The organism is Acinetobacter sp. Marseille-Q1618 (assembly GCF_902809855.1).
GTDB lineage: Bacteria > Pseudomonadota > Gammaproteobacteria > Pseudomonadales > Moraxellaceae > Acinetobacter.
Genome location: NZ_CADDWJ010000001.1, coordinates 1,347,389 through 1,360,817 on the forward strand (window position 1 = coordinate 1,347,389; position 13,429 = coordinate 1,360,817).

At 37.8% G+C, this 13,429-nt stretch carries 14 protein-coding genes; 9 read left to right on the top strand and 5 right to left on the bottom strand.

Going from position 1 to position 13,429, the window contains the following annotated elements; all coding sequences use genetic code 11:
* Nucleotides 1–156 precede the first annotated feature (156 nt).
* Nucleotides 157–948 carry a peptidoglycan DD-metalloendopeptidase family protein gene (locus HUS24_RS06395; protein ID WP_254433828.1) on the top strand — a complete coding sequence of 264 codons (792 nt, stop codon included), beginning with the start codon at nucleotides 157–159 and terminating at the stop codon, nucleotides 946–948.
* Between the two features lie 217 nt (nucleotides 949–1,165).
* On the opposite strand, the gene HUS24_RS06400 is transcribed toward HUS24_RS06395, so the two are convergent.
* A complete protein-coding gene (locus HUS24_RS06400) occupies nucleotides 1,166–1,585 on the bottom strand; it encodes an OsmC family protein (RefSeq protein WP_171530675.1) in 420 nt (139 codons plus the stop codon).
* A 151-nt stretch (nucleotides 1,586–1,736) separates the two neighbouring features.
* Here HUS24_RS06400 and crp point away from each other — a divergent pair, with 151 nt between their 5' ends.
* The gene (crp, locus tag HUS24_RS06405; RefSeq protein ID WP_173911226.1) at nucleotides 1,737–2,441 is read left to right on the top strand and encodes a cAMP-activated global transcriptional regulator CRP; all 705 of its coding nucleotides are present in this window, start codon (nucleotides 1,737–1,739) and stop codon (nucleotides 2,439–2,441) included.
* A gap of 152 nt (nucleotides 2,442–2,593) precedes the next feature.
* Entirely contained in the window at nucleotides 2,594–3,643 is a 1,050-nt protein-coding gene (locus HUS24_RS06410) for an NADP(H)-dependent aldo-keto reductase (protein WP_173911227.1), read from the top strand.
* Nucleotides 3,644–3,707: 64 nt separating this feature from the next.
* On the opposite strand, the gene HUS24_RS06415 is transcribed toward HUS24_RS06410, so the two are convergent.
* Nucleotides 3,708–4,844 carry an acyl-CoA dehydrogenase family protein gene (locus tag HUS24_RS06415; RefSeq protein ID WP_173911228.1) on the bottom strand — a complete coding sequence of 379 codons (1,137 nt, stop codon included), beginning with the start codon at nucleotides 4,842–4,844 and terminating at the stop codon, nucleotides 3,708–3,710.
* Between the two features lie 182 nt (nucleotides 4,845–5,026).
* A complete protein-coding gene (locus HUS24_RS06420; protein WP_173911229.1) occupies nucleotides 5,027–5,797 on the bottom strand; it encodes an SDR family NAD(P)-dependent oxidoreductase in 771 nt (256 codons plus the stop codon).
* Nucleotides 5,798–5,942: 145 nt separating this feature from the next.
* Between HUS24_RS06420 and HUS24_RS06425 the strand changes: the two genes are divergently transcribed.
* Together HUS24_RS06425 and HUS24_RS06430 are read left to right on the top strand one after the other, a co-directional pair.
* Nucleotides 5,943–6,953, top strand: coding sequence for an AraC family transcriptional regulator (locus tag HUS24_RS06425; RefSeq protein ID WP_173911230.1), 1,011 nt, complete (start codon nucleotides 5,943–5,945; stop codon nucleotides 6,951–6,953).
* Nucleotides 6,954–7,186: 233 nt separating this feature from the next.
* Nucleotides 7,187–7,534, top strand: a complete 348-nt coding sequence (locus HUS24_RS06430) for a hypothetical protein (protein WP_173911231.1) — start codon at nucleotides 7,187–7,189, stop codon at nucleotides 7,532–7,534.
* Nucleotides 7,535–7,630: 96 nt separating this feature from the next.
* Here HUS24_RS06430 and prmC read toward each other — a convergent pair whose 3' ends face one another.
* Nucleotides 7,631–8,449 (bottom strand): peptide chain release factor N(5)-glutamine methyltransferase, encoded by an 819-nt coding sequence (gene prmC / locus HUS24_RS06435; protein WP_173911232.1) that lies wholly within the window; start codon nucleotides 8,447–8,449, stop codon nucleotides 7,631–7,633.
* On the bottom strand, nucleotides 8,450–9,538 hold the full coding sequence (gene prfA / locus HUS24_RS06440) for a peptide chain release factor 1 (protein ID WP_171530681.1): 1,089 nt from the start codon (nucleotides 9,536–9,538) through the stop codon (nucleotides 8,450–8,452). It lies immediately after the preceding gene.
* Between the two features lie 521 nt (nucleotides 9,539–10,059).
* Here prfA and HUS24_RS06445 point away from each other — a divergent pair.
* The 4 genes from HUS24_RS06445 to yiaA all read left to right on the top strand — a co-directional run bounded on the left by HUS24_RS06445 (nucleotide 10,060) and on the right by yiaA (nucleotide 13,389).
* The gene (locus tag HUS24_RS06445) at nucleotides 10,060–10,482 is read left to right on the top strand and encodes a hypothetical protein (RefSeq protein ID WP_173911233.1); all 423 of its coding nucleotides are present in this window, start codon (nucleotides 10,060–10,062) and stop codon (nucleotides 10,480–10,482) included.
* A gap of 351 nt (nucleotides 10,483–10,833) precedes the next feature.
* Complete coding sequence (locus HUS24_RS06450) at nucleotides 10,834–11,355, top strand: hypothetical protein (protein WP_173911234.1); 522 nt, start codon at nucleotides 10,834–10,836, stop codon at nucleotides 11,353–11,355.
* Between the two features lie 225 nt (nucleotides 11,356–11,580).
* Nucleotides 11,581–12,585, top strand: coding sequence for an LLM class flavin-dependent oxidoreductase (locus tag HUS24_RS06455; RefSeq protein ID WP_173911235.1), 1,005 nt, complete (start codon nucleotides 11,581–11,583; stop codon nucleotides 12,583–12,585).
* A 318-nt stretch (nucleotides 12,586–12,903) separates the two neighbouring features.
* On the top strand, nucleotides 12,904–13,389 hold the full coding sequence (gene yiaA, locus HUS24_RS06460; RefSeq protein ID WP_173911236.1) for an inner membrane protein YiaA: 486 nt from the start codon (nucleotides 12,904–12,906) through the stop codon (nucleotides 13,387–13,389).
* Nucleotides 13,390–13,429 lie beyond the last annotated feature (40 nt).

The window sequence follows — 13,429 nt, forward strand, 5'->3', positions numbered from 1 at the left end:
TCTACTATGAAATTCACCTATCTTCAAATATAGTGAATTGCAATTACAGCTTAGGCTATTTAATTCATACATCATTAACAATCTGCTTCTTGAGAATATCCTTGAAAAAGCCGCATAATTTATAAAAATTAACTGTTGTATTGAATTGTGTGCTCAATTAAAAAAATACTCATCTTATGTGGAATATTTACCACAACTCAAATCTTTGCACTACCTCAGGACTCTCGTCGTGCAGGTGGAATTGCGGTTATTCCATTGGCGCAAAATGTTACTGAAGTAAAATACAACGGGCAACCTGTTTTGCTTACACAACCGAATTCTCAGCGTTATGCGATTTTTGGCATTCCTCTATCAACCCCTGTGGGAACATTACTGTTACAAACCAATGCTCAGCCTATTCAAATCGAGATTCAACCTTATAAATACGCACAACAACGGTTAACTGTCAAAAATCAAGATTATGTTAATCCCCAACAAGAACAACTTGATCGTTATGCACGTGAAGCCAAAGAACAAAATGATATTTACGCATCATTTACCGCAGCACAATCGGCTGATTTTCCACATTTCATCCGCCCCACCGCTGGGAAATTCAGTAATTCTTTTGGACGCAAACGTTTTTTCAATGGTGAAGAACGTGCACCACATTCAGGCTTAGACATTCCAGCACCCGTCGGACAAAAAGTTGTTGCACCTGCAACTGGCGTAGTGGTCGGTATTGGCGACTATTTCTTTAATGGAAAAACTGTTTTAGTCGATCACGGACAAGGGCTAATCAGCATGTTTTGCCATTTGAGCAAAATTAATGTGGAAAAAGGTCAACGATTGCAACAAGGTGAAGTGTTAGGCTTAGTGGGTAAAACAGGACGAGTAACTGGCCCACATTTGCATTGGGGCATGAGCTTAAATAATGCGCGTATTGATCCACAGCTATTCTTGACGCGTTAAAACGGTTGAATAATATACAAAAATTAAAAACAAAGAGAGTTTGTAATATTTTGTAACAATTTGATTTCTATTATTTTTGTTTTGGATAATTTACGTGATTTTTATCAATTTTTAGCACTTTGAATGTCGACCATTCTACTCAGATTAAAGCTAAAATAGAATATAATTCAAGTAAAAAAAGCCAAAATCAATTTTGGCTTTTTTGATTTTATAATTATTAAGCAGCGACAATTTCAAAGTCGTGTGTGATCTCAACCCCACCATCTGACAGCATTTTGCTGGCAGAACAGTATTTTTCAGCAGAAAGTTCGACAGCTTTGGCAACTTGTTTTTCTTTCACATCATGTCCAGTCACGACAAAATGTAAATGGATTTTTGTGAATACTGCTGGGATTGTGTCAGCACGTTCTGCCTTAAGCTGACATACAACATCTGTCACATCTTGGCGAGATTTCTTCAATATAGTCACAATATCGAAAGAAGCACAACCACCAAGTCCCATTAATATCAGCTCCATGGGACGTGGGCCACGGTTTTCACCACCATATTCGGCTGATCCATCCATCACGACTTGATGACCACTTTCCGATTTTGCTTCAAAAGCAACATTCTCTAACCAATGTACGCTAGTTTGCATTGCAACTACCTAAAAAAAGCTATAAATTTACAGGGTACCTGTACACTAGCATAAAATGAGTTGATAAGGAATTTCATCTCTTGCGCTTTTACGTGACGAGTTCAATTTAGATCAATCGGTCTAGTTATTATCCAATTTGGAATTTTTTAGCATGTCTTCTAATTTAGCACAACTTAGTACAGATGCTTTGTCGCCAGGACAACTTCCTGAATCAGTCAAAGCATTACTCAAGCGTGCTCACATCAATCGTTTTCCGAAACGTACGACTATTGTTGATGCGGGTTCTGAGTCAAAATCGCTGTATTTAATTTTAAAAGGATCGGTATCAATCATTTTACGTGAAGACGATGATCGTGAAATTGTGGTTGCATATCTCAATCCAGGTGATTTCTTCGGAGAAATGGGGTTATTTGAACAAAACCCACAACGTACCGCTGAAGTAAGAACCCGCGATGTTTGCGAAATTGCCGAAATTTCTTATGAGAATTTTCATGAAGTCAGCAAACAATATCCTGACTTAAGTTATGCTGTATTTGCACAGTTGGTCAGACGTTTAAAAAATACCACACGTAAAGTAACCGATCTTGCCTTTATTGATGTATCAGGTCGTATTGCACGTTGTTTGATTGATCTGTCTGCTCAACCTGAAGCAATGATTTTACCTAATGGTCGCCAAATCCGTATCACTCGCCAAGAGATTGGGCGTATTGTGGGATGTTCTCGCGAAATGGTTGGTCGTGTTCTGAAAACGCTTGAAGAACAAGGTATGATTGAAACCGATGGTAAAGCAATTCTAATTTTTGATGCGTCTTTAGAAGAATCTTCATATTCAGACGATGAGCATGATGATGAATAACTCATGATAATTGTCTAAATAAAAGCAAATCTTCGGATTTGCTTTTTTTATTTTTAGAATTTCTTATACAGAATTAAGCAATCAAAATCATTTCATCACGTTATGATGTTGCAAGTAAAATCATTTGAAAATAATACTTCAGGACAAACGCAATGAAATTTAATCCACTTGGTCAATCAGGCATCCAAGTTCCAGAAATCTGTTTAGGTACGATGACTTTTGGTGAACAAAATAACCAAACTGAAGCATTTGAACAACTGAGTTATGCATTGGATCAAGGTTTATATTTTTGGGATACTGCTGAAATGTATCCTGTACCACCAAAGCCTGAAACCCAAGGTGCGACTGAACAAATCATTGGCAACTGGATTGCACAAAATGGGCAACGTGATAAATTATTCATTGCTTCAAAAATTGCAGGCCCCCAACAAGGTGGAAGCCATATTCGAGACGGACATACCCAATTTATTGAAAGTGAAATTGCGGCTGCACTCGATGGCTCGCTAAAGCGTTTACAGACCGATTATATTGACTTATATCAATTACACTGGCCACAACGCCCAACCAACTTCTTTGGTAAACTCGGCTACAGTAATAGCGATGCACATAGTCAACAACACATTACTCCTTTGGAAGAGACTTTAACGGCATTATCTAAAGAAGTTCAAAAAGGTCGAATTCGCCATATTGGTTTGTCCAACGAAACCCCTTGGGGAACTTTGAAATTTTTACATTTGGCTGAAAAATTAGGTCTAGAAAAAATTGTCAGTGTGCAAAACCCTTATAACTTACTGAATCGTAGCTATGAAATCGGAATGGCAGAAATTGCGCATTATGAAAACGTTGGATTATTGGCGTATTCACCACTCGCATTTGGCTATTTAACAGGAAAATTTCGTCATGGCGCACGTCCAGCCAATGCCCGTGTAACGCGTTTTAGCCGTTTTAGTCGCTATAGCAATCCAGAAAGTGAATGGGCAACTGAACACTATGCGCAACTGGCAGAAAAACATGGTTTAAGCTTAACGCAATTGGCTTTGGCTTATATTAAACAGCAATTTTTTGTGACCAGTACCATTATTGGGGCGACTCATTTATCTCAGCTTAAAGAAAATATTGCTGCTTTTGATTTGACATTGTCAGATGAAATTTTACAAGGTGTTGAAGATATCCACCGTCAACAACCAAATCCTGCACCTTAATCTTAAAATCAACTCCCCTTCATCAATAAGATTCGGGGGAGTTGATTCAATAACTTAAAAATACTTAAACACGTGTGACTTCACGTGCGATCAATAAGCGTTGAATATCTGAAGCACCTTCATAAATTTGGCTGACACGCACATCTCGATAAATGCGCTCTACTGGAAAATCTGAAACATAGCCATAACCACCATGAATCTGAATCGCATCGGAACACACTTTTTCAGCGATTTCAGAAGCAAATAGCTTTGCCATAGATGCTTCTTTTAAACAAGGTAGCCCTGCATCTTTTAAAGTTGCTGCATGTAAAATCAATTGCCTTGCAGCTTCAATTTGTGTTGCCATATCTGCTAAACGAAATGCAACGGCTTGATGCTGTACCAACTCCACACCAAAAGCCTTACGATCATTGGCATATTCAACTGCGGCATCCAAAGCAGCACGAGCCATGCCGACACATTGGGATGCAATCCCAATACGCCCTGATTCGAGATTGGACAAGGCGATTTTATAGCCCTCACCTGCCTGACCTAATAAGTTTTCAGCAGGCACTCGGCAGTTTTCAAAAACGATGGTGGCTGTATCTGAACAATGTTGCCCCATTTTATCTTCGATACGAGAAACAATATAACCTTCCGTGTCAGTGGGCACCAAGAAGCAAGAAATGCCACGCTTGCCCGCCTCTTTGTCAGTTACTGCAAATACCAACGCAATCTGAGCATTTTTACCTGTAGTAATAAACTGTTTCGTACCATTAATTACCCATTCACCCCCTTCACGCACTGCCTTACATTGTAAAGCGCCTGCATCAGAACCAGCTTGTGGTTCCGTCAAGCAGAAACAACCAAGCCATTCCCCAGTAGCCAGTTTAGTTAAATATTTTTGTTTTTGTGCTTCAGTGCCATAACGTTGCAGAATACCGCAGGGTAAAGAGTTTTGTACACTGACAATGGTTGAAATTGCACCATCACCAGCAGCAATTTCCTCAAGTGCCAAAACCAAAGAAACATAATCAAGCCCTGCACCACCATATTGTTCAGCAACCGTCATGCCTAAAGCACCCAATTCACCAAGCGCTTTAAGTTCTTGAGCTGGAAAATGAGAAGTTTGATCACGTTCAGCTGCCGTAGGTTTCAGTTTATTTTGCGAATAATCACGCATCATGTCCTGAATCATTTTGTGTTCTTCATTTAAAATCATAGCAGCATCCTGTCTTTACAATAGTTTTGGCAAAAATATCCCGACTTCGTACATTTAAAAGCACAAAGAAAATAAAAGGGATATGAATTTCTTGAGGAAAATTCACATGCTACCTCGTTGAAACAAAGAAGCATGTGACAAAGCTGAGTGCTTTAAATTTCTATGTCATCTTAGATATTTGATTATTTTGGTTGCATACGAATTGCGCCATCAAGACGAATCGTTTCACCATTCAAATAACCATTTTCACAAATTTGCCCCACCAAAGACGCAAATTCTTCAGGTTTTGCCAAACGTGGTGGAAATGGCACCATTTGACCTAAAGCATCCTGTACATTTTGCGGTAATGCTTTGAGCATCGGCGTTTCCATGATCCCTGGCGCAATGGTCATGACACGAATTGCATGTTGTGCAAGCTCACGTGCTAAAGGTAATGTCATTGCAACAACTGCACCTTTTGAAGCCGAATAAGCTGTCTGTCCAATTTGACCATCAAATGCTGCAACTGAAGCGGTATTGATAATCACACCACGATCTTCTTCACCTGCTTGCAACTCATATTTTGCGATCAAATTGGCTGCAAAACGCAGCATATTAAATGTACCCGATACATTGATATTTAGAACACGTTGAAAATCAGCCAGTGCATGAATGCCTTTTTTACCTAAGACTTTGGCAGAAGGTCCGATCCCTGCACAATTCACCAAGCCATTGAGCTGACCATACTCTTGTTCAACCTCATTAAAAAATTGTTCAACTGTGGTTTCATCAGTCACATCAAGTTGCACAAACTTGGCATTTGCACCCAATTGCTGTTGTGTTTGCTGACCCAGCTCATTGTTCATATCGACAATGATGACTTTGGCATCACGTTCAACCAAAAATGCTGCGGTTGCTGCACCTAAACCAGATGCACCACCTGTCACAACAAAAACTTTTCCTGCAATTTTCATATTATTTTCCTATTCATTTTTTGAATGAGCACTCGACTTAAGCAGCAGAGTAAACACAGAAACACTTGAGTACAATTTCCAAAAGTTGCATTTTAATTGATGCATTTGGACAATGACGTCGTGCTACAAAATAATGGAATTGGCTATGCATAATCAACCGCCAAAATACAGCAAAGGAACAATTTCTATTGCATTGGTACAAGAAGCCTTGGCAACTGCGCAAAATAAAAACTTAGACCTAGATCGTTTAATGCAAAAAGCTGGAATCTCACCTGAGCTAATCCAATCCGAAAAAAGCAGAATTTCAGTCCGTGCTTTTGCTCACCTTTGGACAGAAATCGCCAATCAAATGAATGATGAGTTTTTTGGTATGGACAGTCATGCCATGCGTCGAGGTAGCTTCCAACTCTTATCCAAAATGCTGATGCAAGCTGAAACCGTCAAAATTGCACTCAACCAAATCTTGCAGTTTTTAAATGCAATTTTAGATGATTTTGAAAGTACCCTATTTGTTGAGGAAAATTATGCATATATCGTAATTTATGATCGTCAATCGCCTAAAGCCATGTTTGCATACGCCACCTACCTGATGTTGATTCATGGTTTAATTTGTTGGCTGAGTGGACAACGCTTAATCATCAATAAAATTCAGCTCAAATGTGCAGCACCTTTAGATGACCATGACTATAAGGTACGATTTTGTGAGAATATTCAATATCATGCAGATGAAAATTATATCCAGTTTGATGCCAGTTATTTAAAAATAACCATTAAACAAGATAAAAAATCTTGGTATGAATTCATTCGGAATACCCCTGAAAACCTATTAGTCCGTTTTAAGAATCCCCACGCACTCAGTTCCATCATTCGTAAATCACTCATGCAACATCCACCAGTAGAATGGCTAGAATTAAATAGTTTGGCACAACAACTGAATATGTCCGAAGCCACCATTCAACGGCGACTAAAAACTGAAGGTACCAGCTACCAACAACTTAAAAATGAAATACGTCGAGATACAGCGATTGAACTCTTAACCACAACCACTAAAACCTTACAAGAAATTAGTGATGAATTACATTTCCAAGATCCAAGTGCGTTTCATCGTGCTTTTAAAAAATGGACGGGCGTGAGTCCTGGTTCTTATCGTGAATAACAATCAATATTTTTAACTATTAGTAAAAAATAAAATATAATCAATTGAATAATTTAATTTTAACAAAAATTCATTTTTAAATTTTAAAATATACTTATTGTTCATTCGTCTGAATAAAGTTGCTTTAAAATTACAAATGGATTATTTTTTAATCAAGTTAATGTGATTTTCACTTAATTTTATCTCTCCCAAAATTTTGTTGTTTAAAGTTGTTTTTAGCTACAGGTTCTCCCATGAATAAAATCTCTGATGTACTTGAACATTCACTTGTGCAAAAATTTGTTCATTCTTTATCTGCCCAAACAGAACAACTCGATGAGTTAATTAATGGTCTGTTAAGTGCGCCTCAACCTGATTTAAATCAAGCGATTGCTCATTTTATTGCCAATCAAGAAACACATAATTTCGCATATGCTTTGGATATTCAAAAAGAAAATCTCAATGCCATTCAAAATGGGCTGGCTTTAAAAAAGGAAAATTTAGCAGATACTGCCAAAATTGTAGCATTGTGCCTAGCAATGGAAGCAGATACGTTATCACAACTCGAAGTTGCTGAATCTTTGCAAGATTTTCCAATGTAAAACTGAATACGCCCAAATAAAAAGAGGTGATTTAAATCACCTCTTTTTATTATATGGCTTTTTTCTTAAATAATTTTCATTTGAAATCGTTAAAACTTAAGCTAACCACTGCGCTAAAGTCACACGGTCATTTCCACCATAATCTTTGACCGTACGGATTTCTTTAAAACCATACTTTTGGAAAATGGCTTGTACCGCATTTGCTTGGTCATAACCATGTTCTAAAGCAATCCAACCTTGATGCGTCAACCAGTTTTTACCTTGCTTAATAATCAGCTCAATATCTGCTAAACCTTGATTTTCAGCAACCAATGCACGTTGTGGCTCAGAAGCCAAATCACGCATATGCTCATCATCTGCATCAATATAAGGTGGATTAGATACAATCAAATCAAAATATTGACGATTGAGTGCCTCAAACCAGCTTCCCAAATAAAACTTTACTTGATTTAAATCATGCTTTTTGGCATTTGATAAAGCAACTTCTAAAGTCGGTTCATAAATATCTGTTGCCGTCACTTCCCAGTTTGGACGCTCACTTGCTAAAGACAAAGCAATCGCACCCGTTCCTGTGCCCAAGTCTACAATACGCGCATCTTCAGGCAAGTCCAAATGCAAAACCGTTTCCACTAATACTTCAGTGTCTGGACGAGGGACTAAAGTATCTTGTGTAACGTTTAAATCTAAAGTCCAAAATGGTTGTGAACCTGTGACATAAGCTAATGGCTCTCCCGCTTGAATACGTGCTAGACCATCTCTATAGGCTTGTTCTTGATCACTACTCAGTTGTTGATCTTTTTTCATGACCAAATCAACAGCATCAATTTGGGTAATATGTTCAAGCAACCATGCATTTTCTTGGCGTTCGTAACTTTCAGGTTCACCACGTAAAGCTAAAGCCTGTGCAATATTCACTTAGCCACCATTTTGCTGTGCAAGAAGCGCTAACTGATCTGCTTGATATTCACGATGTAAACTGTCAAGCAACTCAGTCAAATCCCCTTCCATCACCGCATCTAGCTTATATAAAGTTAAGTTAATACGGTGATCCGTCATACGACCTTGTGGATAGTTATATGTACGAATACGTTCAGAACGGTCACCGGAACCCACCAAGTCACGACGCATTTCTGACGTTGCAGCATCCGCAGCAGCACGTTTGGCATTTTCTAAACGTGACACCAAAAGCGCCATCGCTTTGGCTTTATTTTTATGCTGAGAACGTTCATCCTGACATTCCACCACTGTTCCTGTCGGAATATGGGTAATACGAACTGCCGAATCAGTTTTGTTAATGTGCTGACCACCTGCACCCGATGCACGATAAGTATCAATACGCAAATCCGCAGGATTAATATCTACATTGGTATCGACATCAACTTCTGGCAAAATCGCAACCGTACATGCTGATGTATGCACACGACCTTGAGACTCCGTTGCTGGCACACGTTGTACACGATGTGCGCCACTTTCAAATTTTAGGCGACCATATACGCCTTCACCGTTGATCAGGCAAATAACTTCTTTATAACCGCCATGCTCGCCTTCATTTTCAGACAAAACTTCAATACGCCAACCTTGCGTTTCAGCATACTTACTATACATACGGAATAAATCGCCTGAGAAGATTGCAGCTTCATCACCACCTGTTCCAGCACGAATCTCTAAATACGCTGAATTGGCATCATTTGGATCTTTTGGAATCATCAAAATATTCAATTCAGATTCTAAAGCTTCAATTAATGCTTTATTTTCCTTAATTTCTTCAATCGCCATCTCTTTAAAATCAGGGTCAGAAGTCATTTCTTCAGCAGTAACGATATCTTCTTCAGCTTGTTTGTATTTCTTCCAAACATCCGTAATTTCAGTTAAATCATTATGTTCACGTGACAAATTACGGAAACGTTTATTGTCTGAAATAACTTCTACATCGGCAAGTAGTGCCTCTAACTCTTCGTGTCGATCACACAATTGGTCTAATCGTAAACGTAACGATTCTTTCATTTAAATAAAATCTCAAGCTTAAGCCTACCCAAATTCATTTATCAGGACACTTATCAGGATAAACACGGTAAGACATTTTAAAAATTGTGCCTAGTTTAACGATTCTCGCTTTTAAATAACACAGCTAACTGAATTTCTCTTTATTTTTCATAGGATCAGTTTTTCTATTCTCAAGAAAAAATACTCAAACATAGACAATAACTTTAGAAGTTCTAAAACCTAAACAGTATATATAAACACATTTAAAAATCAGCATTTTAGAATATAAGCTAAGCATTTAAATCAATGCCTAATCCACCTCATTTAAAAAATTGGCTGAAAATTCGGCATTTAAATTCATAGTTTCTACATTATTTTTAAATGCCTGCTGCTTTAAAGCACAATATTAATAGAAAACCAACATTCAGAAACTAAACACCCTAATAAACGGAAATCTTCTCCACATTTTCCATGTCGCCTTTTGTTACATTTACCTCATCGAATAGAGATAGAGCTGTCCATATCAGGACATGGAGCAAGACATGAAATTAAATGCATTATTATTAAGTTCTGCTTTAGCAGTAACGTCAGTTTTTACAGTAAATGCCCATGCTGACAACTCAACTCGTATTGCAGCAACTTCAGCGTTAGGAAGTGTTGCAGGAACTGCAATTGGTAAACAAATGGGTGGTAACACAGGTGCCATGATTGGTTCAGCGCTTGGTGGTGCTGGTGGTGCTGCGGTTGCAACCAATAAACGTGACCGTACTGCTGCTGCAATCGGTGGTGGTTTAGGCGGTGTAGGTGGTTACTCAGTGGGTAAAAACGTAGGCGGTTCTACAGGTGGCTATATTGGTTCTGCATTAGGTGCTGCAGGCGGCTCGGTACTTGGTAAAAAAGTATCTGAAGATCGTCACTATGATAATCGTAAGTACAATAAAAAATATCGTAAACATCGTCGTTAATTCATCGACATATAAAAAGCACTCAGTTTTGAGTGCTTTTTTATTTATAAATTAAAAAATATTGACTAAACGATGCTTAATTTATACTTAGGCTATTTAAAAACATGTAACTTATACCTTTTTATTTTAGGTATAAACTTTTAATTTAAGCAATTTATTCTCTTAAAAATTTAGATCTACTTTTAATGTTCCAATGTCAGAACGAACTATGAATAAATAAAAGACAAAAGTTACAAAATGTTTACGTATCACGATAATTTCAATACAACAGAGTCCACAATCAAACCGCAGTTGTTCGCTAAATTAAGTCTAAGTTAAGAAATTGAAGAAGCTTCGAGAAGGAGTTTGAACATGAAAATACAAGCAATGATTGGTGCGACTGTACTTGCAGCAACGATGATCACAAGTGCACATGCAGATAATGGCTCTCGTGTTGCCCTTTCTTCAGGTCTAGGCAGTGTCGTTGGTGCTGCGATTGGTAATCAAATGGGTGGCAGCACAGGTGCAATGATTGGTTCTGCAATTGGTGGCGCAGGTGGCGCAGCAGCATCAAGTAATCGCCGTGACCGTACAGGTGCTGCAATTGGTGGTGCATTAGGTGGTGCGGGTGGTTATACCGTAGGACGAAATGTAGCAGGTTCTACAGGTGGTTATGTTGGTGCAGGTTTAGGTGCTGCTGGTGGTTCAACTTTAGGACGTAAAGTCAGTGAAGATCGTCGTTACGATGACCGTTATGATGGTCGATACAACGACCGATACGACCGCCGCTATGATGGTGGCTACCGTGGCAGTAACTACCGTTATAATGACCGTAACTATCGCCATGATAATGGACGTCATTTAGGTCATTATAAAAATAAACATCGCCGTTAATAGATTTTAAATACTCAGATAGAAAGTTTAAATTTTTAAAAGTTCTTTAAGTTTTCTCCTAGAAAGTTGGATCGCAAGCTGACTTTCTAGGTTTTTTTATGCTAAAAATTTAATTCAGATTTAAATTTTAATGTTTGTAAGTATTTTTTAATATCGAAATTTTTCGATATACAGCGTTTTATTTATATCGTACTATTTCGATATATCCTATTTTTGAGTATAGCTATGCGATCTTTACAAAATACCCAGTTTTCGATTTTAGAATTAGCACCTGTACGTGAAGACCAAGATGTTGCATTTTCTTTAAAACACGTACTTGAACTCGCTCAGCATGCTGAAAAGTTGGGATACGATCGTTTGTGGCTTGCAGAACATCACAATATGGATGGTATCGCCAGTTCTGCTACCGCTGTCTTATTAGGTTATATTCTTGCCAATACACAGACGCTGAAAGTCGGTTCAGGTGGCATTATGCTCCCCAATCATGCACCTTTAGTGGTTGCTGAACAGTTTGGAACATTAGCAACACTTTATCCAAATCGAATAGAATTAGGTTTAGGTCGTGCGCCAGGCACTGACCAAGTAACCATGCGTGCTTTAAGACGGGGGCGTCAAGAAACTGAAGATCAATTTCCAAATGATGTTGTTGAAATTTTACAATATTTTGATGATGCGCAACCAAACCAAAGAATTACAGCAACACCAGGACAAGGGACGCATGTACCTGTTTGGTTATTAGGTTCAAGTTTATTTAGTGCACAACTTGCTGCACGTTTGGGACTTCCCTACTCTTTTGCTTCTCATTTTGCACCGCGTATGTTGGGACAAGCGATTGAGTTGTACCGTGATAATTTCCAAGCATCGCAATATTTAGACAAACCTTATGTTTCAATGGGCGTGCCAACAGTTGTAGCACAAACAGATGCTGAAGCAGAATATCTTGCAAGCAGTGTATATCAACGTATTCAAAGCCTTTTAACGGGACGCAGCATGAAATTAAAAGCACCCGTAGCAACGATGGAAGGACGTTGGACAGCTGCTGAAAAAATGGCAGTACAAAATTTCTTAGCGATGGCGCAAATTGGCTCGCCAACTACTGTTAAACAAGGTTTAGATAATCTTTTGGCAAAATATGATGTAGATGAGTTTATTTTCACTTGTGATATTTATGATACTGAAAAACGCTTGGAAAACTTTAGCTTATTAATGGATATTAAAAAATCATCATAAGATACAAAAACTTGAGTATTAAGTAGCCATGACGTTTTGGCTATTTAATACCAATAATACTCTAAGACATTATTTTTAAACAATGATATAAAAATTTTAAATTTCTCATCATAACAAATTATTTTTATAACAATTTGGATAATCCACACCAACAATCCTGTTAAAAAACGACATTTATTTCAAAAGCAAATGCATATGTACACATGAATAGGTATTTATCAAATCTGAGGATGCTCTTTTATTTGAAAATATTTGCCATACTTTTTGCTTTAGGCATAATGGAAGATATAAAACAGTAAGATTATAAGGAAAATAACAATGAATCAATTCATCAATAAACCTACGCCTGCCTTTATTGCTGCGAGTTGGGTTGCATTATTGGCAGGTGCGGCTGCCTATGCTGTAGGTTTATTCAATGCAGATATGTTATTGAATGAAAAAGGTTATTATTTAATTTTAATTTTATATGGGCTTTTTTCAGCCGTATCATTACAAAAAATTATTCGGGATCGGCTTGAGGGTGTACACGTCACGCCAATTTATTTTGGCTTATGTTGGGCATCGGTCATTATTTGCATTGCACTTTTAGCTGTTGGTTTATGGAATGCAAATTTACTGTTAAGTGAAAAAGGCTTTTATATCATGGCTTTTTTACTAAGTTTATTTGGTGCTGTTGCAGTACAAAAAAATATTCGGGATTTAGAATACATTCGCAATAAATCAGCACCAGAACTCACAACAAAAATTTTGGATGAAAATCATAAAGCAATTGAGTTGCAAAAAGATATTTATAAGGATGAATGAAAAAGAGGTGGATAAACCACCTCTTTTTCATAAGTATCAA